Origin of the sequence: Nocardia sp. NPDC049526 (genome assembly GCF_044465765.1) — a bacterium.
Lineage (GTDB): Bacteria > Actinomycetota > Actinomycetes > Mycobacteriales > Mycobacteriaceae > Nocardia.
Genome location: NZ_JBITMA010000021.1, coordinates 49,294 through 71,804 on the forward strand (window position 1 = coordinate 49,294; position 22,511 = coordinate 71,804).

Annotated in this window: 22 protein-coding genes; 11 read left to right on the plus strand and 11 right to left on the minus strand. The window is 65.2% G+C overall.

The annotated features are described in order from the left end of the window. Window positions 1-150 precede the first annotated feature (150 nt). A complete protein-coding gene (locus ACIBW7_RS39365; RefSeq protein WP_397055586.1) occupies window positions 151-1,188 on the plus strand; it encodes an LLM class F420-dependent oxidoreductase in 1,038 nt (345 codons plus the stop codon). Between the two features lie 22 nt (window positions 1,189-1,210). Further along, the gene (locus tag ACIBW7_RS39370) at window positions 1,211-2,764 is read left to right on the plus strand and encodes an acyl-CoA synthetase (RefSeq protein WP_397055588.1); all 1,554 of its coding nucleotides are present in this window, start codon (window positions 1,211-1,213) and stop codon (window positions 2,762-2,764) included. Between the two features lie 146 nt (window positions 2,765-2,910). On the opposite strand, the gene ACIBW7_RS39375 is transcribed toward ACIBW7_RS39370, so the two are convergent. Continuing rightward, on the minus strand, window positions 2,911-3,903 hold the full coding sequence (locus tag ACIBW7_RS39375) for a sigma-70 family RNA polymerase sigma factor (protein WP_397055590.1): 993 nt from the start codon (window positions 3,901-3,903) through the stop codon (window positions 2,911-2,913). Between the two features lie 242 nt (window positions 3,904-4,145). On the opposite strand from ACIBW7_RS39375, the gene ACIBW7_RS39380 reads away from it, so the two are divergent. Further along, on the plus strand, window positions 4,146-4,565 hold the full coding sequence (locus ACIBW7_RS39380) for a VOC family protein (protein WP_397055592.1): 420 nt from the start codon (window positions 4,146-4,148) through the stop codon (window positions 4,563-4,565). A gap of 94 nt (window positions 4,566-4,659) precedes the next feature. On the opposite strand, the gene ACIBW7_RS39385 is transcribed toward ACIBW7_RS39380, so the two are convergent. Continuing rightward, window positions 4,660-5,436, minus strand: coding sequence for a crotonase/enoyl-CoA hydratase family protein (locus ACIBW7_RS39385; RefSeq protein ID WP_397055594.1), 777 nt, complete (start codon window positions 5,434-5,436; stop codon window positions 4,660-4,662). Between the two features lie 105 nt (window positions 5,437-5,541). On the opposite strand from ACIBW7_RS39385, the gene ACIBW7_RS39390 reads away from it, so the two are divergent. Both ACIBW7_RS39390 and ACIBW7_RS39395 read left to right on the plus strand, forming a co-directional pair. Next, window positions 5,542-7,191, plus strand: a complete 1,650-nt coding sequence (locus ACIBW7_RS39390; RefSeq protein WP_397055596.1) for an acyl-CoA synthetase — start codon at window positions 5,542-5,544, stop codon at window positions 7,189-7,191. 102 nt (window positions 7,192-7,293) lie between these two features. Beyond that, on the plus strand, window positions 7,294-8,121 hold the full coding sequence (locus ACIBW7_RS39395) for a thioesterase family protein (RefSeq protein WP_397055598.1): 828 nt from the start codon (window positions 7,294-7,296) through the stop codon (window positions 8,119-8,121). Window positions 8,122-8,220: 99 nt separating this feature from the next. Here the strand turns inward: ACIBW7_RS39395 and ACIBW7_RS39400 are convergent, their stop codons facing one another. Continuing rightward, window positions 8,221-9,402: an FAD-dependent oxidoreductase gene (locus tag ACIBW7_RS39400; RefSeq protein ID WP_397055600.1), complete on the minus strand. Its 1,182-nt coding sequence runs from the start codon at window positions 9,400-9,402 to the stop codon at window positions 8,221-8,223. A 100-nt stretch (window positions 9,403-9,502) separates the two neighbouring features. Between ACIBW7_RS39400 and ACIBW7_RS39405 the strand changes: the two genes are divergently transcribed. Then, complete coding sequence (locus ACIBW7_RS39405; protein WP_397055602.1) at window positions 9,503-10,117, plus strand: TetR/AcrR family transcriptional regulator; 615 nt, start codon at window positions 9,503-9,505, stop codon at window positions 10,115-10,117. On the opposite strand, the gene ACIBW7_RS39410 is transcribed toward ACIBW7_RS39405, so the two are convergent. The 6 genes from ACIBW7_RS39410 to ACIBW7_RS39435 all read right to left on the minus strand — a co-directional run bounded on the left by ACIBW7_RS39410 (window position 10,090) and on the right by ACIBW7_RS39435 (window position 16,057). Next, window positions 10,090-10,851: an SDR family NAD(P)-dependent oxidoreductase gene (locus ACIBW7_RS39410; protein ID WP_397055604.1), complete on the minus strand. Its 762-nt coding sequence runs from the start codon at window positions 10,849-10,851 to the stop codon at window positions 10,090-10,092. The two genes, ACIBW7_RS39405 and ACIBW7_RS39410, sit on opposite strands and share 28 nt — an antisense overlap. Then, entirely contained in the window at window positions 10,848-11,822 is a 975-nt protein-coding gene (locus tag ACIBW7_RS39415) for a hypothetical protein (RefSeq protein ID WP_397055606.1), read from the minus strand. The genes ACIBW7_RS39410 and ACIBW7_RS39415 overlap by 4 nt, the downstream gene beginning before the upstream one ends. A 189-nt stretch (window positions 11,823-12,011) precedes the next feature. Beyond that, complete coding sequence (locus ACIBW7_RS39420; RefSeq protein WP_397055608.1) at window positions 12,012-12,803, minus strand: alpha/beta fold hydrolase; 792 nt, start codon at window positions 12,801-12,803, stop codon at window positions 12,012-12,014. A gap of 71 nt (window positions 12,804-12,874) precedes the next feature. After that, entirely contained in the window at window positions 12,875-13,984 is a 1,110-nt protein-coding gene (locus tag ACIBW7_RS39425; protein ID WP_397055723.1) for a cytochrome P450, read from the minus strand. A 37-nt stretch (window positions 13,985-14,021) separates the two neighbouring features. After that, on the minus strand, window positions 14,022-14,921 hold the full coding sequence (locus tag ACIBW7_RS39430; RefSeq protein WP_397055610.1) for an SMP-30/gluconolactonase/LRE family protein: 900 nt from the start codon (window positions 14,919-14,921) through the stop codon (window positions 14,022-14,024). Continuing rightward, a complete protein-coding gene (locus tag ACIBW7_RS39435) occupies window positions 14,918-16,057 on the minus strand; it encodes a cytochrome P450 (RefSeq protein WP_397055613.1) in 1,140 nt (379 codons plus the stop codon). The genes ACIBW7_RS39430 and ACIBW7_RS39435 overlap by 4 nt, the downstream gene beginning before the upstream one ends. Before the next feature lie 86 nt (window positions 16,058-16,143). Between ACIBW7_RS39435 and ACIBW7_RS39440 the strand changes: the two genes are divergently transcribed. Then, the gene (locus ACIBW7_RS39440; protein WP_397055615.1) at window positions 16,144-16,755 is read left to right on the plus strand and encodes a TetR/AcrR family transcriptional regulator; all 612 of its coding nucleotides are present in this window, start codon (window positions 16,144-16,146) and stop codon (window positions 16,753-16,755) included. 47 nt (window positions 16,756-16,802) lie between these two features. Beyond that, window positions 16,803-17,570 carry a helix-turn-helix transcriptional regulator gene (locus ACIBW7_RS39445; RefSeq protein WP_397055617.1) on the plus strand — a complete coding sequence of 256 codons (768 nt, stop codon included), beginning with the start codon at window positions 16,803-16,805 and terminating at the stop codon, window positions 17,568-17,570. Window positions 17,571-17,693: 123 nt separating this feature from the next. Here the strand turns inward: ACIBW7_RS39445 and ACIBW7_RS39450 are convergent, their stop codons facing one another. Then, window positions 17,694-18,800, minus strand: coding sequence for an acyl-CoA dehydrogenase family protein (locus ACIBW7_RS39450; RefSeq protein ID WP_397055619.1), 1,107 nt, complete (start codon window positions 18,798-18,800; stop codon window positions 17,694-17,696). A 96-nt stretch (window positions 18,801-18,896) separates the two neighbouring features. Beyond that, window positions 18,897-20,090 carry an acyl-CoA dehydrogenase family protein gene (locus ACIBW7_RS39455; protein WP_397055621.1) on the minus strand — a complete coding sequence of 398 codons (1,194 nt, stop codon included), beginning with the start codon at window positions 20,088-20,090 and terminating at the stop codon, window positions 18,897-18,899. A gap of 208 nt (window positions 20,091-20,298) precedes the next feature. On the opposite strand from ACIBW7_RS39455, the gene ACIBW7_RS39460 reads away from it, so the two are divergent. From ACIBW7_RS39460 to ACIBW7_RS39470, 3 genes are all read left to right on the plus strand, one after another. Beyond that, the gene (locus tag ACIBW7_RS39460; protein ID WP_397055623.1) at window positions 20,299-20,487 is read left to right on the plus strand and encodes a ferredoxin; all 189 of its coding nucleotides are present in this window, start codon (window positions 20,299-20,301) and stop codon (window positions 20,485-20,487) included. 44 nt (window positions 20,488-20,531) lie between these two features. Next, the gene (locus ACIBW7_RS39465; RefSeq protein ID WP_397055625.1) at window positions 20,532-21,449 is read left to right on the plus strand and encodes a 3-oxoacyl-ACP reductase; all 918 of its coding nucleotides are present in this window, start codon (window positions 20,532-20,534) and stop codon (window positions 21,447-21,449) included. A 296-nt stretch (window positions 21,450-21,745) separates the two neighbouring features. Continuing rightward, complete coding sequence (locus ACIBW7_RS39470; protein ID WP_387286415.1) at window positions 21,746-22,510, plus strand: MlaE family ABC transporter permease; 765 nt, start codon at window positions 21,746-21,748, stop codon at window positions 22,508-22,510. Window position 22,511: the final 1 nt, after the last annotated feature.

Here is a 22,511-nt window from a genome sequence, read left to right on the forward strand (position 1 = left end):
CCGACCCTCTCTCATCCGTGATTGTCCCGGATGCGGTATTCCCCTGAGTCACGATATCGAGTAGAACAGGTTCTTATTCTGGTGGCAAGAAGTTGCTGATCTTTTCGAGCGACCTGCACGCAGTCGCTAGCGATAGAAAGAGGGCCTCCCATGAAGTTCGGATTGCAACTCGGATACTGGATGGCGCAGCCGCCACAGAATGCCGGTGAGATGGTGGTCGCCGCCGAAGCGGCCGGCTTCGACGCGGTCTTCGCGGCCGAATCCTGGGGGTCGGATGCCTTCGGACCGCTGATGTGGTGGGGCTCGTCGACGAATCGGGTGCGGCTGGGCACCTCGGTGGTGCAGATGTCGGCACGCACGCCCGCCGCGACGGCCATGCACGCGCTGACGCTGGACCATCTCAGCGGCGGCCGGGCCATCCTCGGGCTCGGCGTTTCGGGGCCGCAGGTGGTCGAGGGCTGGTACGGGCAGCCGTTCGCCAAGCCGTTGCAGCGCACCAGGGAGTACGTCGGCATCATCCGCCGGATTCTGGAGCGGAAGGCGCCGGTCACCAATGACGGACCGCAGTACCCGCTGCCCTACGCCGGCCCTGGCGCCACCGGGCTCGGTAAGCCGCTCAAGCCGATCGTGCATCCACTACGAGCGGATTTGCCGATCTGGCTCGGTGCGGAGGGGCCGAAGAATGTGGCGCTGACGGCCGAGATCGCCGATGGCTGGCTGGCGATCTACTACGCCCCCCGGCTGGCCGGGATGTACAACGACTGGCTCGACGAGGGCTTCGCCAGGGCCGGCGCACGGCGTTCGCGGGCGGATTTCGAGATCGCCGCGAGCTGTCAGGTGGTGATCACCGACGATCCCGAGAGCGAGTTGGAGCGGATGCGCTGGATCATGGCGCTCTACATCGGCGGCATGGGCGCACCCGAACTGAATTTCCATGCCCAGGTCTACCGGCGGATGGGCTATGAGCGCGAGGTCGACGAGATCGGCAGGCTGTTCCAATCCGGGAAGAAGGCCGAGGCCGCCGCAATCGTGCCGGATGAGCTGATTCTGGATACATCGATCATCGGTGACGAGGAGCATGTGCGTAAGCAACTCGGGGTCTGGGAGGCCGCGGGTGTCACCGAGATGCTGGTGTCGGTTCCGGATATCGAGCAATTGCATCGGCTCGCCCCCCTTGTACAGATGTAGAACACGTTCTAGATTCGTAGACGTGACGCAGGAGTCAGTAGAAATTCTCGGTCTCTGGAACATCGCGAACGCGGAACCCGATCGGATCGCAGTGGTGGATCCATCCGGCCGCGAGGTGACCTATCGCGAATTGGCCACCCTCGCAAACCGTTACGGCACCGGCCTACGGGCACTCGGCTTGCAGCCCGGCGACGTGCTGGTCACCATGGTGCACAACTGCGTCGAGGCGGTCGCCGCCTACTTCGCGGCCTATCAGGCCGGGTTGTACATCGTCGCGGTGAACTGGCATCTGACCGGCCCGGAGGTCGCCTATATCCTCGCCGACAGCGAGGCCAAGGCCTTCATCGCCAGTGACCGGTTCGCCGCCGCCGCGATCGCCGCCGCGGATGAGGCAGGGCTGCCCGCCGCCGCGCGTTTCGCGGTCGGCGAGATCGAGGGCTTCAAGTCGGTGTCGTGGCTCGGTGCGGCCGATACCGGTCGGCCGGATAACCGGACCACCGGCGCGCCGATGCTCTACACCTCGGGAACCACGGGGCGTCCCAAGGGGGTTCGGCGCCCGCTCACCGGCACCGACCCGGATGTCGTTCCGGTGTATTCGACCGCGTTCTTCGGGCTGTTCGGACTCGAGCCCTACGACGAGCACGTGCACATCTGTGGTTCGCCGCTGTACCACACCGCCGTGCTGAACTTCGCCACCATCTCGATCCAGTTGGGGCACAAGCTCGTTCTGATGGATCGCTGGGATGCGGAGGAAATGCTGCGACTCATCGACAAGCACCGGGTGACCCACAGTCATATGGTTCCGACCCAGTTCCACCGCCTGCTCGCGCTGCCCGCCGACGTGCGCGCCAAGTACGACGTTTCTTCATTGCGCAGCATGGTGCACGGCGCGGCGCCGTGTCCGGCCGAGACCAAGCGGCAGATGCTGGAGTGGTGGGGCCCGACGGTCACCGAGTACTACGCGGCCACCGAGGGCGGCGGCACGGTGATCAACGGGACCGAATGGCTCACGAAGCCCGGCTCGGTCGGCAAGGCCTGGCCCTGGTCGGTGATCAAGGTGCTGAGCGAGGAAGACGGCTCCGAAGTCCCCGCGGGCGAGACCGGCCTGGTCTACATGCGCATGGGCGCGTCCAGCTTCGAATACCACCACGCCAAGGAGAAGACCGAAGAGGCAAGGGTCGGGGACCTTTTCACGGTTGGCGATATCGGCCACCTCGACGAGGACGGCTACCTCTACCTGCACGACCGCCGCTCCGATCTGATCCTGTCCGGCGGTGTGAACATCTACCCGGCCGAGATCGAGAACGTGCTGACCACCCACCCGAAGGTCGAGGATGTCGCGGTCTTCGGTCTGCCCCATCCGGATTGGGGCCAGGAGGTCAAGGCCGTCGTCCAGCCGGTCGCGGGTGTCGAGGGCAACGACGAACTCACTGCCGAGCTATTGGCCTTCGCCGCAACCCAATTGGCGAAATACAAAATGCCCCGCTCCATCGACTACCTCGATGAACTGCCCCGCGACCCCAACGGCAAGCTCTACAAACGCAAACTCCGCGACCGCTACATCCCGGCGTCGTAGCGCCCTCGGGCGCAGCGGAATTGCTGTCGCAAAAAGTGTTGTCGCACACCGAGTGAACGTCGCGCAGGGGCTATACCTTCTGCGCGATAGTCATTGCCTCTGTGCGACCTTCACTTCTGTGCGACAGCATCCGGGCGCGGCCCACATCATCCAGCCGGTTCGCGCAGCTCCGGCGCCAAACCGAAGAGCGGGAACAGCTTTTCGGTGTCGAGGAAGAAGTTGAGCCCGGCGATCGAGTCGCCGTCCAACTCCAGCACCGTGATGGACCACGGCACCCAGACGCCCGGCTCGGTCTCGCTCGGCTTGTAGTGGCCGAACGCGGGCAGCCCGTTGGCGCCTTCCAACCGGATCATGCGGGAATCGCGGCAACCCTTGCCGTGGCCGAGCATGAACGCGGCCACATTCTCGGGGCCCGAGACCCAGAGTTCGATCGGCGGCATGGACAGCGCCACATCAGTTTTCAGCAGGGTGGTCAGGGTGTCCATATCGTAGGCCTCGAAGGCCTTGACGAAATCGTCGACGAGTTTGCGCTGATCGTTATCGGTTTCGTCATAGGTGTCGGTGGCCGTCGGCTGCACCTTCGACATGGTGGCCCTGGCACGCTGTAGTGCGCTGTTCACCGAGGCGGGGGACATGGTGAGTGCCTCGGCCGTCTCGCTGGCCGAGAACCGCAGCACTTCGCGCATGATCAGGATGGCGCGCTGGGTCGCGGGCAGATGCTGACAGGCAGCGACGAACGCCAGCCGCAATGTCTCCTTGGCCGAGGCGTGCTCGGCCGGATCCGAGCCGAAGGCCAGTGCATTCGGGATCGGTTCGATCCACACGTAATCCGGCTGCGGCATCGGCAGCGGCGACTCCGGCCGCGACGGACCGGACAGATCCATCGGCCGGGCCCGGCGCTGCGGTCCGTCGAGCATATCGAGGCAGACATTGGTGGTGATCTTGTACAGCCAGGACCTCAGGCTGGCGCGACCCTCGAACGAGTCGTAGGACTTCCACGCGCGAGTGAAGGTCTCCTGCACCGCGTCCTCCGCTTCGAAGGAGGAGCCGAGCATGCGATAGGCGTAGGCGCACAGTTCTCGACGGTGCCCTTCGAAGGATTCGAGGACGTCCGGGGTGAGGCCGACGGAGTCGTTCATGGGTGTCACCCTGCCACAGCCCACCGACACATTCGAGACCCGAATTCACACAATCGAGCGCCGTCCGTTATGCGCCCCTTGCGCTTCGCGAGCGAAGGCGAGACCACCCCTACCTGCGGTTTCAAGATCATCACGCCGGCGCCACAGATGTGTTCGGCCACACAGTGCCTGGAACCGATGAGTTTCGCGCACTCGATCCGTCTCTACATAGAGACCGCCGAAGCCGACGTAAGGGATCCCGCATGCCCAGCAAGATGATCTTCATCAACCTTCCCGTCGCGGATCTGGGCCGGTCCAGAGATTTCTACGAGGCGATCGGCTGGAAGGTGAATCAGGACTTCACCGATGAGAATGCCGCGTGCATCGTCATCGACGACAACATCTGCGCCATGCTGCTGACCAAGGACTTCTATTCGAACTTCAGCAAGCGCCCGATCGCCGACACGATCGCGACCAGCGGCGGCGCGTACGCGTTATCCCTGGCCAGCGCACAAGAGGTCGACGCACTCACCAATGCCGCCCTGGCCGCAGGTGCCACCGAGGAAATCAACGAGGATCGCCGCGCCCAGGAAGCCCAGGTCGGCATGTTCGGCCGCACGTTCATCGATCCGGACGGCCATCAGTGGGAGCCCTTCTGGATGGACTACCCCGGCACCAACTGACCACGCCCGCCGCGAGCCACCCGTTGTCGACGGTAGTCATATGGTCGCTTCCCCTACCCGGAACCACCATTCGACTACCGTCGGCGCGACACATTCAGCTGCCGGTGAAGGTGGGCTTGCGCTTCTCGGCGAAGGCCTTCGGGCCCTCCTTGGCATCGGCCGACCGGAAGACCGACATGCCGAGTTTTGCCTCGATCTGGAAGGCGTCCTCTTCCGGCATGGCCTCGGTCTCCCGAATGGTGCGCAGAATCGCCTGCACCGCGAGGGGGCCGTTGGCCGCGATCTGCGCGGCGAGTTCGAGCGCCTTGTCCAATGCGGTGCCGTCCGGGACCACATGCCCGATCAGCCCGATCTCCTTGGCCTCGCCGGCGGTGATGTGCCTGCCGGTCAGCAAAATGTCGGCGGCGACGGTGTAGGGAATCTGGCGGACCAGCCGCACGGCCGAGCCGCCGAGCGGGAACAGGCCCCAACGCGCCTCGGATACACCGAATTTCGCGCTTTCGGCGGCCACCCGGATATCGGTGCCCTGCAGGATTTCGGTGCCACCGGCGATGGCCGGGCCCTCCACCGCCGCGATCAGCGGTTTGGTGAGTCGGCGGCCCTTGAGCAGCGCCTCCAATTTGGTCGGATCGAAGCTGCCCGCGTTGTCGCCGGGGTGTTGTGCGGTCATCGCCTTGAGGTCCATGCCCGCGCAGAACGCACCGCCCGCACCGGTCAGGATCGCGACGCGGATATCGGGATCGTTGTCCACCTGGTCCCAGGCGTCGCGCATGATCGCCATCATCTCGGCCGAAAGGGCATTGCGGGCCTCGGGCCGATTCATGGTGACGATGAGAACGTGAGCGCGCTTCTCGACGAGGCAATCTGGCATTGCTGATTCTCCTGACTTTCCAGGGGTACGGCAGGTCGGCGGAGCCGGCCGGGGTGGGCAAATTCGGCCTTGTCAGAAACAGTAACACGTTCTATTTTTAGCTCTGTGAGCTACAACATAGCGGACCTAGTCGAACACGCCATCGATCTGATGCCCGACCGCGTAGCGCTGGCCGACGACGGCCGCGAGGTGACTTACGCGCAGCTGGAGGAGCGGGCCAACAAACTCGCGAACTACCTGCTGCAACAGGGTGTCCAACCGGGTGACAAGGTGGGCATCTATTCGCGGAACACGGTCGAGGCCGTCGAGGCCATGGTCGCGGTCTTCAAGGCGCGCGCCGTGATGATCAACGTGAACTTCCGTTACGTCGAGAACGAGTTGCAGTACATTTTCGACAATTCGGATATGGTCGCGCTGATCCACGAGCGCCGCTACAGCGACCGGGTGGCCGGGGTTCGCCCGAATACGCCCCTGTTGAAGACGGTCATCGTCGTGGACGACGATACGACCGGCACCATTGCGACCGCAGCGGATTCGGTGGAATACGAGACGGTGCTGGCCGAGTCCTCCGGTGAGCGTGACTTCGGCGAGCGCTCGGCCGATGACATCTTCATGCTCTACACCGGCGGCACCACCGGCCTGCCCAAGGGCGTCATGTGGCGGCACGAGGACTGGTGGCGCGTGCTCGGCGGCGGCATCAACTTCCTCACCGGAGAATATGTCGAGGACGAATGGCATCAGGCCAAGACCGGTGCGGGCAATCCGCAGATGGTCCGGTTCCCGATTCCGCCGATGATCCACGGCGGCTCGCAGACCGCGACGTTCCACAGCCTGTTCGATGGCGGTAAGGCCGTGATGATTCCGGAGTTCACCGGGCACGGCGTATGGCAGCACATCGATCGGCACAAGATCAACCTCATCTTCATCACCGGTGACGCCATGGCCCGGCCGATGATGGATGCGCTGGCCGAGGGCAATCCGGAAACCGGTGAGCCGTACGATCTTTCGAGCCTCTATCTGATCGCCAGCAGCGCTGCGCTGTTCTCGCCGACGCTCAAGGACCAGTTCCTGGAACGCCTGCCGAACCGGATGATCACCGATTCCATCGGGTCCTCCGAGACCGGCTTCGGCGGTCTCTCCGTTGTCGCCAAGGGCGCCAACCACACCGGCGGTCCGCGGGTGAAGATCGATGCCGCCACCCAGGTGCTCGACGACCAGGGCAATCCGGTGGCACCGGGCTCCGGACAGGTCGGGTTCCTCGCGCGCAGCGGCCACATTCCGGTCGGCTACTACAAGGACGAGGCCAAGACCAAGGCAACGTTCAAGGAGTTCAACGGAATTCGCTACTCCATTCCCGGCGACTACGCCCGGGTCGAGGAGGACGGCACCGTCACCATGCTCGGCCGCGGTTCGGTGAGCATCAATAGCGGCGGCGAGAAGATCTATCCGGAGGAGGTCGAGGGCGCGCTCAAGATCCACCCCGAGATCTTCGACGCGCTGGTGGTCGGCGTTCCGGACGAGCGGTGGGGACAGCGGGTGGCTGCGGTCGTGCAGTGTCGCGGCGACAAACGCCCCACCCTCGACGAACTGCGTCCGGTGCTCACCCAGGAGATCGCGCCCTACAAGCTGCCGCGCAGTGTGTGGTTCGTAGATCAGATCAAGCGCAATCCGGCGGGCAAGCCCGATTACCGTTGGGCAAAGGCGCAAACCGAGGAGCGTCCGGCCGACGAGCACGCCGAGGCGAGCAGCAAGTAAAACGGTAGGTACGACCGATATCGGCGAGGTCTGCCGCGATATTGCGGCAGACCTTGCCTTTTGCGGCTTCGGCGAGTCGAACGCTTGCGATGGGAGATCGAATTGACAACGCCCTATGCGTTTTTCGCCGCAACGGAGGACGGCTTCGAGCCTTTGCCGTTCGCGGCCAGCAGTTGGTCACCGAATATGGTCAATGGGCCCGCGATCTGCGGCCTGCTGGCCAGGGCGTTGGAACAGCAGCACTGTGCACCGGAATTCACACCGGCCCGGCTGACGGTCGACCTGTTCCGCCCTACCTTGGCCAAGCCGGTGACGGTGGTGACCGAGCTGGTACGCGAGGGGCGCCGGATCCGGGTCGCCGATGCCGCACTGATGCAGGACGGCGTGGATGTGGCCCGCGCCAGCGTGGTCTTCCTGAAGCGGTCGCAACAGCCGCCGGGTGAGCTGTGGACGCGCGCGGAATCCCCGCAGCCGCCGCCGGTGCCGATAGCGGACGGCCCGACCGCGCCGATGTGGAACAGCGACGGTACTGCCGATGGCTGGTCGACGCGGATCGGTGAGCATCAGAACAGCGGGCGCAAACGCATGTGGCAGGCACCGCTTTCGGTGGTTGAGGGTGAGCCACCATCGGCCTTCGCCGCGGCCGCGATGATCGGTGAGTCGACGAGCCTCATGACCAACTGGGGGACGGCCGGAATCGGTTTCATCAATGCCGATCTGACGCTCGCGCTGGCCCGGCCCGTCATCGGCTTGGAGATCGGGGTGGAGGCGGACAGTCATATCAGCGCGGACGGAATAGCCGTCGGCAGCGCGACATTGTTCGATCGGTCCGGATCGTTCGGCACGTGTGTGGTAACGGCGTTGTCCAATGCGGACCGGCAGGTCGACTTCGCCAATGGCGATCCGCGCCAGCGGGTCTACGTTCAGTAGGCCACGCACTGATCGACCACGCAAACCGGTGGGTGCCGGGCAATCCGCGTGCGACGGCGAATGCCTCCACCCAGGGTGGAGGCATTCGGGGGCGGTGGGTCAGCGGTTGGCGAGTTCGGCGAGGCGGAAGGCCAGCTTGGTGCGGACCGCGGGAATGCGGGTCGCCGCCGTCATAACGGTATTCCGGACGATACGTGCCGGAAGCGGCCGCAGGGTGGCCATCTTCGTCATCCGATCGGTGAAGGCGACGACGCCGAGAGCCACTGGGCGACGGGTGGTTTCGTAGGCGTCGAGCACGCTGTCGGGCGCGCCGTCGACGACCCGGGCCAGCAGCGGACCGAGGAAAGCCGCATCCTGGATGCCGGTGTTCATACCTTGCCCGCCCGCCGGGCTGTGCACATGTGCGGCATCGCCGGCCAGCAGCAGACGACCCGCGCGGTAGTGATCCGCGACGCGGTGGTGCACCCGGAAGCGCGAGCTCCACAGCACCTCACGGACTTTCACGCTGCCGCCGGGGCCGCGGGTGTCCAGGATGGTCTGAATGTCCTCGATGCGCGGGTGCTCGGGTGCCTCGTCGACGGTCGCGACGACCCGGTACCGATTCGGATCGGTCTCGTCCGGCAGCGGCGCGACCACCGTCACGCCCTCCGGTGAAAGGTGCAGTGCCACTTCGTCACGCGCGATCGGCCAGTCCATCCGGACATCGGCGAGTACGAAGGATTCGGGGTAGGTGTCGCCGGTGAAGCCGATGCCCGCCTGCTCACGGACGACGCTGTGCATGCCGTCCGCGCCGACCACATAGTCCGCGCGGATCGTGCCGGTCGTGCCCTCGTCGTCGAGGTATTCGACTGTGACGCCGTCATTTTCATCAGCAACCTCGGTGATCCGATACGGCCGGTGCACATCCCCGCCCGCCTTGCGCAGTCGAGCGAGCAGTACGGCCTCGGTGGTGTCCTGCGGAACCATCAGCGTGTACGGGTACTCGGTGGGCAGCCCGCCGAACGGCACTGTCGCCAGTGTGCGGTTGCCGTCCAGCACCCGGAAGGTCGGCACCACGATGCCGCGGTCCACGAGTTCCTCGGCGATGCCCAGTTCCTGCAGCACCTCCAGGGTCCTGGCGTGAACGACCGCGGCGCGCGAGGTGTTCGCGCCCTCGGCGAGCCGGTCCAGCAGAACGAAGTCGATGCCGGCGTCGGCCAGCGTGATCGCGGTGGTCAGTCCGGCCGGACCGGCCCCGACGATGACGACGGAGGTGGTCTCCGGCGGCGGGGTGGTGTTCATCGGAACTCCTAGGTCAACATCTGTAGGCCAACGCTTGTTGGCATAACCGTAGCGCCCTCGGTCTATAGAAGTCAACAGTTGTTGGCCTACACTTGTTGGCATGAACGTCGAGCCTGATCAACCACCTGCACGTCGCTCCGATGCCACCCGCGCGGCCATCCTGGCGGCCGCGCGCACCCGCTTCGCCGCCGAGGGGTTTCGCAAGGCGACCATTCGCGCCATTGCCGCCGATGCCGCGATCGATCCGTCGATGGTGATGCGCTACTTCGGCAGTAAGGACGGACTCTTCGCCGCGGCCGTCGATGTCCGCCTCGACCTGCCGGATCTCGCCGCGGCCGATCCGGATGCCCTGGGGGAGTTGCTGGTTCGCCGATTCCTGGCGATCTGGGAGGACCAGCCCGATAACAAGGTGCTGGTGATCTTGCTGCGCTCGTCCATCACCGATGAAGGTGTGAGCCAACGCTTTCGGCAGATCTTCGCCGAACAGGTGCTGCCCGCGGTGCTGCGCTTCGGCGATCCGGCCGACGCGCAGCGCCGCGGGGGCTTGATCGTCACCCAGTTGCTCGGGCTCGCGCTGTGCCGCTATGTGCTCGAGCTGCCGCCGGTGGTCGGCCTGACGCGCGAGCAGATCATCGCCGATATCGCACCGACCTTGCAGCGCTATCTGACATCGGTGCCGATCAGCGCTCAGACGTGCGCGCCACCGTCGACGTGAATCGTTGTGCCCGTGATGAATTCGCCGTCCTCGGAAGCGACCATCGCGACCACACCGGCGACCATCTCGGGTGAGCCGAGCAGCGGCCCGATGGCCGGAGCCATCTTGCTCATCAGGCCCGGATCGATATCCGGTGGCACATCGAGCAAGCTGTAGGTCATGGCCGTCTCGATGCCGCCGGGCGAGACGCAGACTGCGCGTAGATTCTGCTTGCTGTACTCCAGCGCCAGCACTCGCGTGAAGGCCTCCAGTCCGCCCTTACTCGCCGCGTACGCCGCGCGGTACGGCGCGGCATAGGACGCGGCATTAGAGCTGATATTGACCACCACCCCGCGCCCGGACTCCAGTAGTGCGGGCAGGGCGGTCCGGGTCATCAGGAATGTTCCGGTCAGATTGGTGCCGAGGACCGTATTCCACAGCTCGGTCGTGGTCTCGTGGGTATGCGACATGCGCACGATCCCCGCGGCATTCACCAGCACGTCCAGGCCGTCGGCTATCAGTCCGGGCACCATCTGCTCGACAGCGGCCTCGTCCGCGATATCGACCGACGCGACGGTGATCCGGTCGCCCGAGCCCTGATCCATCGCGAGCTGGGCGGTCTTGGCGAGGCCATCGCCGGTCCTGCTCACGCCGACCACCTCCGCTCCCTCCTCGAGCAGCCGCAAGACGATGGCCCGGCCGATGCCGGAACCCGCGCCCGTCACCAGCGCTCGGCGTTGCGTGAAACGTTTCATACGCTCTGTACATCCCGCTCGGCCGGCAACTGCGCTATCTCGGGCAGCCGGTCGAGATCAATCGGCTCGGCGACCAATTCGACCGGAAAGGGCCGATCTGCGGGCTGTGGCAGGCCGGGGCCGAGGATCAGGCCGCCGCGGATGCCGATGCGATCCATTTCCTGGATCAACGGCTCGTAGCGGGCAGGCTGCAAGTTGTTGTGCAGCACAAAATCTCGAACATCGTCGGCGGTGGTCAAACTGCGCTGCCGCACCGGTGAGCAGACCGGGAATTTCGGATCGCGGAAGGTCATATCGTCGACGAAGCCGCGCATGAAATCCGCGGCATGCTGCTGCAGCGGCGAATGAAACGCGCCCTTGTACGCGTCCAGTACGAACATTTGGCGGGTATCCGCGGACGCCTCGATTTCGGCCAGGATCTCTTGCAGCGCCGTGAGATAACCCGAGATCACGAATGATCGGTGCACCTCATCGATCGGGCCGGTGTCGACGGCCAGGTGCACACCGGGGCGGCGTGCACCGTAATAGTTCGCCGGATCGTCCCCGATCGGCGTGTACATCAGGCCCATCCCTTGTGCGGCAACACCTTCCGGCAACTCCGGCACGAGTCGGCGGTGATGCAGCATGCCGAACAATTCGTGTCGTTCCACGGCTCCGGCCACACAGGTGCTGATCAACGCGCCCAGGCTCAGCCCACCGGCGGCTTCCGGTTCGAAACCGCGTGCGGCCAGGTCCTCGGCGAGACCGAGTGCGAATGCGGCTTGACGCAATGCGCCGAGGCTGTGCCGATCCTCGGGTTCGCTCGCCATTTCCGCGGCCGATTCCCGCGCGCGCAGTCGGTCCACCGATAATCCGGTCACCGCGGCGGCTTCTTCGTAGGCGAGTGCGATGGACGGACACCGCTCGCAGAACTCATCGATGACTTCGGCGGTCAGACTGACCTGTCCACCGAACAGAAAAGAAACCCTCATTGCATGTCCTACCCACGCCGGGGGCGCACAATGGCGACACCCACTGCGTATATGTGAATCACGTTCGACCGGAACGGAATTGGCGGCGCCGCCGTATCGAATACATCAAGCAGGCGCCCCTGTGGGCAAGAGTTTCCCCGGACCAGGCATCGGCCACCCCCTGGCCGGTAGTACCCCTGGCCGATAGTGCTACCGGCCGAGTCGCCCGAGGAATTGCAGCATCAGCTGGTCGATTTCACACGCGTGCGTGAGATTCGGTGTGTGCGCGGCGCCCTCGATGGTGTGGAACTCCGCGGGACCACCGAGTCCCTTTGTCAGTAAATCCACGGCGTCGTGATCGAAGGCCGGATCGGAGGCGCCGCGGACCAATAGTGCGGGGCAGGTGATATCGCCGATGAGATCGGAGATGTCGTCCACGTTGATCAGACAGTCGGCCGCCGCGGCGACCCGTTCCCGGTCACCGCTCAACCATTTGGCCAGCCACGGTTGATGATCGGACCGATCACCACCGATGATCAAGCCCGCCACCATCTTCGCGATCACGGTCAGCGGCCCGGTGCCGATCCAGGCATCGGTGACCTGGCGATAGCCGATCCGCTGCACGTCGCTGTAGGCCTGCGCAGAACAGCCGAGCAGGATCAGCCCATCCACGCGCGGCGGGCACAGCAAGGCCATGCGCAACGCGGTGAACCCACCCTGCCCGACACCGCCGACGACCACCCGGTCGATGCCGAGCTGGTCGACCACCGACCAGGCATCGCGGGCCAGATCCCAGAAACTGTATGCGCCGCCGTCGTGTTCGGTCAGTCCGTGGCCGCGCGCATCGATCGAGATCACACGGTATTCCGGGGCGAGCGTGGCAATCTGGTTCGCGAACATTTCGTGATCCATGAAGAAGGCGTGCCCGAGCACCACCGCGGGCCCGGATCCTCCGCTGTCGACGAAGTGCACTTTCGCGCCGGCGGAGGTTACGAAGGGCATAACCGTGCTCCTGTCAGACTGCGTCCCCCGAAAGAGAGCAGCCTAACAAGAACCGGTTATACCACCGGTTTTCACCACATCACGGGCAACTCCTCGACACCGCCGGTGAAGCTGCTGGTGCGCATCGGCACGGCAGCAGGGTCGACGGCCAGGCGCATGGTCGGGAACCGGGTCACCAATTGGGTGAATACGGTGTGCAATTCGATGCGGGCCAGCGGTGCGCCGATGCAGTGCCGGGCACCGTAGCCGAAGGTCACATGGGAGCCGTCCTTTCGGGTCACGTCGACGCGGTCGGGATCGGCGAAGACCGTCGGATCGTGGTTGGCCGCGGTCAGATCCAGCAGGACGAGATCGCCGGTGTGTACCTCGTTTCCGTCGATATCCATATCGGTGCGCGCATAGCGGGGCATCTGAGTGGCATCCGCGGTTCGAAGCAGTTCTTCGACCGCGGTCGGCACCAGTTCGGGTTCGTCGACCAGGGCCTGCCACTGGTCGAGGTTTTCCAGCAGCCGTTTGGCGCCGACCCCGATCTGGACCACCGTGGTCTCGTGGCCGCCGAACAACAAACCGAGGCCGAGCGTCGCGATGCCCTGATCGGACAGATCGTCCCGGGCGCACAGATGCGACAGCACATCATCGGCCTGGTCGTGCCGTTTGCGCTGCACCAATGCCATGAAGTACTCGAACAATCCGGCGACACCCTGCTGCACCTTCGCGGCGTCCTGCTGCTCGCCGAGGGCCTCGGTCCAGGCACGGAACTTATCGCGGTCGGCGTATGGCACACCGAGCAGTTCGCAGATGACCAATAGCGGCAGCGGGAGCGCCACGGCGGTGTGCAGGTCGGCGGGGGAGCCCTGCACGGACATCTCGTCGAACAACCGTGTGGTGAGTTCTTCCACCCTGGGCCGCAAGTCGCGCATTCGTCGCGGCGAGAAGAACGGCACCACCAACTCGCGCAGTCGGGCCTGATCGGCGGGTTCGGTCTCGAAATTGCCGAGCGGGCCACCGAAGAACATCGAATCCGATGCCCGCGCAGCAGTTTCCGGCGTTGGATGGGCACGGCCGAGGCGCGGATCGGCGAATAACGTCCGCACCTGCGCGTAGCTGGTGGCCAACCAGCCTTCATGGCCGAGCGCGGTGCGCGTCCGCTGGATGGTTTCACCCGTGACGGGGCAGCCCATGTCCACAGTCACTCCTTACGTAGTTCTCGAGTCGGAGTCATTCGGGCAAACGCACCCGCAGCAGATTGCCGCTGGCGGTGCCGACCACGAATTCCCTTTCGGCGCTTCGTGATACGACGATCGCGGTCATCGGCTCACCCGTCAGGACGGTGCATGTCGAGTGGTCCGCCGGATTGATGCGGACGAGTCGGCCCGAGGTCGTGGCGTCGTAGAGCATGCCGTCCGGGCCGATGGCGAGATCGTCGGGAAGCGGTGGCGCGCCGGGTCCGGCGGCCAGATCCGCGACGACGGTGGCGTGCGACGGATCGTCGAGCGGGATGCGCAGGATGCGGCCGGTCGGGCTGAGATACAGCGTGACGTAGAGCGCGTCGCCGTCGACCAGAATGCCGTCGGCGCCGAAATATTCTGCCCGGTTGGACCATTCGGTGTCGACGCTGCCGTCCGGTCGGATCCGGACAACGCCGGTCGAGGTGTCGGCGACGAAAAGGTTTCCCACGGTATCGAATGCGGCGCCATTGGCCATCCCCAGACCGGAGGCGAAGATCTCGGCCCGCGGCGTCTCGGCTGTGGGATCAATGCGGACAACGCCGCCACCGGTCGAGCCGGGTACCAGATTGGTCGGGAAGTTCCCGTACGTCACGTAGATCAGTTGGTCCGGGCCGAGTTTCACCGCACCGGGATACGCGACAGCGACCCTGGCGGTAACGCGGCCGGACGGGTCATAGCGAACCACTTCGTTGCGTCGCACCCGCGAGACCCACAGCTCACCGCGCGTGTCATAGGCCAGACCTTCGGCCCAGTCCTCATCCCGAACGACAGCTGCCGCCGCGATCGTCGCGGTGGCTGTCGCGCACGAAACCGATTCGGCCGCAGCCGAAACCGGAATTACCCCGACGACCGCGCAGACGATCGCGGTGCCGACCCCTACCGCGTTCACCATGCGACGGGCAACGAGGTCAGGCCCTTGGTGACAACGTTCTCGCGCACCTGCAACTCATCCGGGTCGACCGTCAGATGCAGTGTCGGGAAGCGAGATATCAGCTGACCGAAGGCGACCTGCAATTCGATACGAGCCAGCGGCGCACCGGTGCAATAGTGCAGGCCGTAGCCGAAGGCCAGATGCTGCCCCTCCGCGCGGGTTACGTCGAGTTGGCGCGCATTGGTGAAGATCTCCGGATCGTGGTTGGCCGAATCGACGTCCAGCAGCACCAGATCGCCCGTTCGGACGGTGACGCCGTCGATCTCCATATCGGTGCGCGCATAGCGGGCGAAGGCGGTGGAATCGTGTACGCGCAGCAGTTCCTCGATCGCGGCGGGCACCAGCTCCGGCCGGTCGACCAGTTGCTGCCACTGCGCCGGATTCCGCAGCAATTGCACGGTGCACAGGCCGATTTCGACGACAGTGGTCTCATGCCCGGCCAAGAGCAAGCCCATGGCCAGCGTCGCGATGGCATCGTCGGCCAGGTCCGGCACCTCGCACAGCTTGGCGATCACGCCCTCGCCCGGTTCCCGGCGCAGCCGTTCGACCAGCGACTTGCAGTACAGGAACCATTCGGCCCCGGCCTGTCCCGACTTCGCGCCGTCGCTGGTGTCGAAAAGCGCCTCGCTCCAGATCCGGAACTGTGCGCGATCCTCGTAGGGGACACCGAGTAGTTCGCTGATGACCAGCAGCGGCAGCGGTTCGGCGAAGGCCTTGTGCAGGTCTGCGGGTGAGCCCTTTTCGGCCATATCGTCGAGCAGTTGTGCGGTGAACGCGGCCACCCGCGGCGTGAGTTCGCGCATCCGCTTGGCCGAGAACAGCGGATTCAGCAGCCCGCGCATGCGCGCGTTATCGGCGGGTTCGGTCTCGAAGTTCCCGAAGGGGCGGCCGAAGAACACCGACTCCGACGACCGTGCCGCGGTCTCCGGTGTCGGATGGGAACGGCCCAGACGCACATCGGTGAACAGCTCTTTCACCTTGTGATAGCCGCAGACCTTCCAGGCTTCGTCGCCCGTCGCGGTGCGCACGCGGCTGATCGAGCTGGGGGCGGCGTCGGTGAACGGGCATGCGAGTTCCGATGAGTCGGTGGTCATGGCTCACTCCTTGCTAACAAGCTCTTGTACAAGCAAGCTTAAACATAATTGCTTGTACTATTCCACTTGAACAAGGAGGTGATGTCGTGCCCGAAAGCCCAACGCCCGCCGAGACTTCGGCGCAACCCGTCCGGCGCATGCCGCGTGCCCAGCGGCGCGAGCAGATCCTCGCCGCCGCCACGCGCGCGGTGGCCCGCAACGGATTCGCCGGGACGGGCCTGCCCGATATCGCCGCCGAGGCCGGCATTACGCACGTGATCCTCTACCGGCACTTCGCCTCGAAGGCCGATCTGTACCGGGCCGTGCTGGAACGGGCCTACACCAGGCTCGGTGACGCCGTCGGTACCGAAAAGCTGGACGGCACCAGCATTTCCGCGCTGCTGCGGGCGGCCGCGGCGGATCCTGACGCCTTCCGGCTGCTGTTCCGCCACGCGGTCCGCGAGCCCGAATTCCGCGATGTCATCGATATGGTCCGCAGCTATTCGACGATGATCGCGCAGCGGTATCTCACCGATGCCGTGCCGGCGGGGCCGTGGCAGGACTGGGCCGCGCAGGTCATCCCCACCTTCATCCTGGACGCGGTGATCGCCTGGCTCGATGCCGGACAGCCGGATCTCGACGATGCCGCCGAACGGATCAATCGCGCGGCCCGTGCGCTCATCGAGGTGGCAGGCGGCGAATTGGTCCAGAAGGATTGAGCGGCAAGGCATAACGTCATCCATGGGCGGCGACCCGAAGGAGGAACATGGATGAACTACAGGTGCCGACTCTCGCCGAATTCGTGCGGATGCGGCGGCAGCGACCGACCGCGGCGCATCCGGGCGGCCTGAGCCGTCAGCAGCTCGCCGAGGCGATCCATTCCAGCGTCGGCTATCTCGCCAAGATCGAGCAGGGCGGTGCGTTCAATCCGAGCCCATCGATTCTCGATGCGCTCGCCGAGGTCTTCGCATTGGATCCGGACGAGCGCATCCACCTGTATCACCTTGCGCAGCAGCGATTCAGCGGCGGTCCGCGCCGGCCCGGCCCGGTGCTGCCGCCCGTGCGCAAGACGCTCGATGCCTTGACCCCGCATCTCGCGGCAGCGCTCGACGACGGCTGGCGCGTCATCGACTGCAACGACGCCTTCGACGAAGCTTTTCCCGGTCTGCGACCGAACGGACATGCGCTGCGCTGGATGTTCACCGATCCGCGGGCACGTCTGGTGATCGAGGAATGGGAGCGGGAGGCCGATCTGATGGTCGGGCGTTTTCGCGGCTACGCGGGCCGTGCCGGTGCACGAGCCGATGTCCAGCTGCTGCTACGCGAGCTGGGCGCGCAGCCCGACTTCCACCGCCTGTGGAATACCGGCCGGGTGTACATCGGCCGTCGCGACCCGGCCATCCGGCTCCGAAATCGCAAGACCGGCAAGCCGTTCGAAATCCACGTCCAACGATTCCGCACCACGCTGCCCGAGCCGACCCGACAACTTTTCGTCGGGTTGCTCGAGCACAATGAGGCCGGACAACCGCTATAGGGCGGGACATCGCCAGCATCACCCGCACAACGACCCACCGCTGGTCTGTGTTGCCGCGTCGCCCAGCAATCGGCCCGCCGGTGGCAGGTCCGGCGGGCCGATTCGAGGGTGCGGATACCTGGGTCAGGCAGGAGTTTCCGCGAGCAGAGAGCCGATGGCCCGCAGGTGGTCACTCGCCCCGCCCAGTGCGAATTCATTGTGCTTCGCGGCGGTGAAGTAGTTGTGCACGATGTGATCGCGGTCGATGCCGACGCCGCCGTGCACGTGAACCACGGTGTGCGCCACCCGATGTCCGGCATCGGCGGCCCAGAACTTGGCCGTGTGTACGGCTTCCGCGCTGGCCAGATCCTCGGAAACCCGCCAGGCGGCCTGGGTGACCGCCAGGCGCAGCCCCTGTACGTCGATGTAGGCGTCGGCGAGGCGCTGCGCGACGGCCTGGAAGCTGCCGACGGCCTTGCCGAATTGCTCACGCTCGCGGGCATATTCGGCGACCAGCTCGAGTGCGCGCTCCAGGGTGCCCAGTTGCTGTGCGCTCAGGCCGAGCCAGGCGCGGGTCAGGATCCAGTCCAGGATCTCCGCACCGGCGTCCACCGTCGCGACCAATTCGGCGGGGGTGTCATGGAATTCGACGCCGAACTCGGCGCTGAAGTCGACCACACGCTGGGCGGTCAGGTTCACCGTCGCATCGGCGGGATCCACCAGGAACAGCGCGGGTGCTCCGGAAACCGTGGCGGGGACCAGGATTCGGGCCGCGCGGTCGGCATAGGGCACCGTGGTCTTCGCGCCGGTGAGTCGCCAGCCGCCATCGGCCTCGTGCGCCACGGTGGTCGGTTTGGCCGGCTCCCAGTTGTGCTCTTCGGCGAGCCCGGCGGTGAGGATGACGCTGCCTTCACCCGCCTGACGCGCCCAATCGTGTTGAGCGTCCGAGCCGAAGCGCGCAAGCGCACCCGCGCCCACCACGATCGACCACAGATACGGGACCGCGGCGACATGCTTGCCCAGTTCACGCAGCACGGCGCTCTGCTCGAGCGCGCCGAAATCGCCGCCGCCCACCGACTCCGGCAGTGCGGCGGCCAATACGCCGGTCTCGGCGAGGGACTGCCACAGCGGCTCGTCGAAACGGCCCTCGGCATCGAGTTCGCGGATTCGGTCGGCGGTGACCAATTTGGCGCAGACCTCGGCGGTCAGGCGGGTCAGATCGAGCTGAGCTTCGGTGGGTGTGAAATCCATGGTGTCTACCTGCTTTCTGCGGTGCGAGCGACGGGCCCGGAGGCGGTAGCTTGCGTGACCACGTAGGTCCCCGGGAGCACCGCGATTGAATACAGCTCAGCGCGCCGCGGCGGGTTGCTTCAGTGCGGTCATGGCGATGATGTCGCGCTGGACCTCGTTGGTGCCGCCACCGAAGGTGAGGATCAGCGCGGCGCGGTGGAACCGCTCCAACCGTCCGCGCAGCTCGGCGCCCGGCGAATCCTGACGCAGATAAGCCTGCGGGCCGAGGATTTCCATCAGCAGCCGGTAGGCCTCGGTGGACAGTTCGGTGCCGTAGACCTTGCAGGTCGAGGCGTCCCACGGCCGCGGTGCGGCATCCCCGCCCGCATCGGCCCGGCTGGCGATCTCCCAGTTCAGCAGCTTCAGATATTCGACCTTGGCCTGCACCCTGGCCAGATTGAGTCGCACCCATTCCTGATCGATGACCCGGGAACCGTCACCCGCCTTGGTGTTGCGTGCCCATTCGGTAGTCTGGTTCAGCGCGACCATGAGCGGTCCGGCCGAGGTCAGCGCGACGCGCTCGTGGTTGAGCTGATTGGTGATCAGCGCCCAGCCGCCGTTCTCCTGGCCGACCAGCGAACTCGTCGGCACCCGGACGTCCTGGTAGTAGGTGGCGCTGGTATCCGGTCCGGCCATGGTGTGCACCGGGGTCCAGGAGAAGCCCTCGGCGGTGGTCGGCACGATGAGCATGCTGATGCCCTTGTGCTTCTTGGCAGTCGGATCGGTGCGAACCGCCAACCAGACATAATCGGCGTACGCGATCAGGCTGGTCCACATCTTCTGGCCGTTGATCACGTAGTCGTCGCCGTCGCGCACAGCGGCGGTGCGCAGGCTGGCCAGGTCGGTGCCCGCGCCCGGTTCCGAATAGCCGATGGAGAAGTGCAATTCGCCCGCGGCGATCTTGGGCAGGAAGAACTTCTTCTGCTCCTCGCTGCCGTAATGCATGATCGTCGGCGCCACCGAATTGATGGTGAGGAAGGGCACCGGCGCACCCGCGATGGCCGCCTCATCGGTGAAGATCAGCTGGTCCATGGTCGGGCGGTCCTGGCCACCGAACTCCTTGGGCCAGGCCAGGGTGAGCCAGCCGTCGCGGCCCATTTCCTGGACCACCTCGCGGTATACGTTGCCGTGGCCGTACTCGCCGGTGGTCGCGCTCAGCGCGGCTCGGCGCTCCGGGGTGATCAGCCGCGCGAAGTAGTCGCGCAGCTCCGCGCGGAGCTCTTCCTGCTGCGACGTGTACGCAATGCGCATGGCAATACCTCTTGGGGGATGGTCAGCCGACGGAGCTTGCGCAGTCGGCGGGGTGGGATCAGCTGAGCCCTCGTTCGGTGTCGGTCAACCGATCATTGCATATGAACTGAAACATGTTCCAGTATTGCTACCGAATCCGCACAATGGCGGTACCCGATATGACCTGGTGTTGTTAGGCTTCGACCAGAGTCGCATTTAAGGAGTTCCCATGAAGGTCACGGTCGATCTGGATCAGTGCGAGGCCAACGGAATCTGTGTCGGAATCGCCCCCGACGTCTTCGAACTCGACGACGACGACGTGCTGCACATCGTGGAAGCCGACGTACCTGCGGATCGGCTCGCCGATGTCGAGGACGCGGTGGCCCAGTGTCCGAAGGCGGCGCTGAAGTTGCAGTAGCCGGTGCTTGCCGTCAGATAGGAACACGTTCTAGAGTCGGCCCCGTGAGTGATGTAGACAACACGGATGTGAGCGTTGCGGGGCGGGTGGCCATCGTTACCGGTGGCGGCGCCGGACTGGGGCGCGCCGAGGCACTGGCCTTGGCGGGGGCGGGCGCGTCGGTGGTGGTCAACGACCTGACGGAGTCGGATGCGGTGGCCGAAACCCTCGCCGATATCCGTGCCCTCGGCGCCAAGGCCGAGTTCGTCGCCGGCAGCATTGCCGAGCGCGCGACCGCCGACGCGCTCATCAGCACCGCCGAGGAAGCGTTCGGCAGCGTCGACATCGTGGTGAACAACGCGGGCATCACCCGCGACCGCATGCTGTTCAACATGTCCGACGAGGACTTCGACGCGGTGGTCGCGGTGCATCTGCGCGGCCACTTCCTGTTGACCCGCAATGCGGGCGCCTACTGGCGGGCCAAGTCGAAGGCGGCGGGCGCGCCGATCTACGGCAGGCTCGTCAACACCTCTTCCGAGGCCGGCTTGCTCGGCCCGGAGGGGCAGGCCAACTACGGTGCGGCCAAGGCCGGTATCACCGCGCTGACGCTCTCCGCAGCGCGCGGTCTGTCCCGATTCGGCGTGCGCGCCAATGCCATTGCGCCGCGGGCGCGCACCGCGATGACCGAAGCGGTCTTCAGTGCGGCGCCGGAGGGCGGCATCGATCCGCTCTCGCCGGATCATGTAGCGCGGTTGGTCGCGTATCTCGCTTCGCCCGCCGCCGATGCGGTCAACGGGCAACTGTTCGTGGTGTACGGGCCGATGGTCGCCTTGATGGCCGCGCCGGTCGTCGAAGAGCGCTTCGATGCCGCCGATGACCACTGGTCGGTAAATGATCTCGCCGCCACGCTCGGCGGTTACTTCGCGCAACGGCCCGCGGGGCGTACGTTTTCAGCGTCTTCTTTGATCGATCTGGACAACTGACACTGTGATGGCAGGTGCCATCGGAAACCAGCTGATCACTCGACCAGTTGTTGATCACCGATGCCGCGCTTGGTAGACATGGGAGTCAGCGGTGTGTGACGCCTCACAAGGGTTAGGCCACCCTCAAATGACACCTGTTACAAATTCATGGGCCGAATTTGAGAAAAATGGCAGTTCAAATGTGCCAAAAAGCTTCCTACAGCAATGTGAACATGTTCTAATCGTTGCGGCGATGTGGCCAGGGCGGGGCATCGTGCGATGAGCAGAATCAGCAGGATGAGCAAGGAGGATCGTGCATGAACGAGGTCCTTGCTGTGCCATTGCGGGCAGTCGGCGGATTCTTCGAACTCGTTGCCGACGTCGCACGGGCCAGCATTCGACGTCCGTTCCAAGGGCGCGAGTTCATTGATCAGGCCTGGTTCATCGCACGCGTTTCGATCATTCCGACACTGCTGGTGGCGATTCCGTTCACCGTGCTGGTGAGCTTCACGCTCAACATTCTGCTGCGCGAAATCGGCGCCGCGGATCTCAGCGGCGCCGGTGCGGCATTCGGTGCGGTCACCCAGGTCGGGCCGATTGTCACCGTATTGATCGTGGCGGGCGCGGGCGCAACCGCGATCTGCGCGGATCTCGGGGCGCGGACCATTCGCGAAGAGATCGATGCGATGCGGGTACTCGGTATCGACCCGGTACAGCGGCTGGTGGTGCCGCGGGTGCTGGCCTCGATGTTCGTGGCATTGATGTTGAACGGCCTGGTGTGCACCATCGGCATCGTCGGCGGCTTCCTGTTCTCGGTACTGCTGCAGGATGTGAATCCGGGTGCTTTCGTCAATGGCATCACGCTGCTCACCCATCTGCCCGAGCTGGTCATCTCCGAAGTGAAGGCCGGTTTGTTCGGGCTGATCGCCGGACTGGTGGCCTGTTATCTCGGCCTGAATGTCAAAGGTGGTCCCAAGAGTGTCGGTGATGCGGTGAATCAGACCGTTGTCTTCGCCTTTATGGCCCTGTTCGTGGTGAATGTCGTGGTCACCGCCGTCGGTATCAAGTTCGCGGCGCGGTGAG

Bases quoted from the DNA above. Each gene is read 5' to 3' on its own strand.
- ACIBW7_RS39365 (WP_397055586.1), top strand. From the start codon at position 151: ATGAAGTTCGGATTGCAACTCGGATACTGGATGGCGCAGCCGCCACAG.
- ACIBW7_RS39375 (WP_397055590.1), bottom strand. From the start codon at position 3,903: ATGAACGACTCCGTCGGCCTCACCCCGGACGTCCTCGAATCCTTCGAA.
- ACIBW7_RS39380 (WP_397055592.1), top strand. From the start codon at position 4,146: ATGCCCAGCAAGATGATCTTCATCAACCTTCCCGTCGCGGATCTGGGC.
- ACIBW7_RS39385 (WP_397055594.1), bottom strand. From the start codon at position 5,436: ATGCCAGATTGCCTCGTCGAGAAGCGCGCTCACGTTCTCATCGTCACC.
- ACIBW7_RS39400 (WP_397055600.1), bottom strand. From the start codon at position 9,402: ATGAACACCACCCCGCCGCCGGAGACCACCTCCGTCGTCATCGTCGGG.
- ACIBW7_RS39405 (WP_397055602.1), top strand. From the start codon at position 9,503: ATGAACGTCGAGCCTGATCAACCACCTGCACGTCGCTCCGATGCCACC.
- ACIBW7_RS39410 (WP_397055604.1), bottom strand. From the start codon at position 10,851: ATGAAACGTTTCACGCAACGCCGAGCGCTGGTGACGGGCGCGGGTTCC.
- ACIBW7_RS39415 (WP_397055606.1), bottom strand. From the start codon at position 11,822: ATGAGGGTTTCTTTTCTGTTCGGTGGACAGGTCAGTCTGACCGCCGAA.
- ACIBW7_RS39420 (WP_397055608.1), bottom strand. From the start codon at position 12,803: ATGCCCTTCGTAACCTCCGCCGGCGCGAAAGTGCACTTCGTCGACAGC.
- ACIBW7_RS39425 (WP_397055723.1), bottom strand. From the start codon at position 13,984: ATGGGCTGCCCCGTCACGGGTGAAACCATCCAGCGGACGCGCACCGCG.
- ACIBW7_RS39435 (WP_397055613.1), bottom strand. From the start codon at position 16,057: ATGACCACCGACTCATCGGAACTCGCATGCCCGTTCACCGACGCCGCC.
- ACIBW7_RS39445 (WP_397055617.1), top strand. From the start codon at position 16,803: ATGGATGAACTACAGGTGCCGACTCTCGCCGAATTCGTGCGGATGCGG.
- ACIBW7_RS39450 (WP_397055619.1), bottom strand. From the start codon at position 18,800: ATGGATTTCACACCCACCGAAGCTCAGCTCGATCTGACCCGCCTGACC.
- ACIBW7_RS39455 (WP_397055621.1), bottom strand. From the start codon at position 20,090: ATGCGCATTGCGTACACGTCGCAGCAGGAAGAGCTCCGCGCGGAGCTG.
- ACIBW7_RS39460 (WP_397055623.1), top strand. From the start codon at position 20,299: ATGAAGGTCACGGTCGATCTGGATCAGTGCGAGGCCAACGGAATCTGT.
- ACIBW7_RS39470 (WP_387286415.1), top strand. From the start codon at position 21,746: ATGAACGAGGTCCTTGCTGTGCCATTGCGGGCAGTCGGCGGATTCTTC.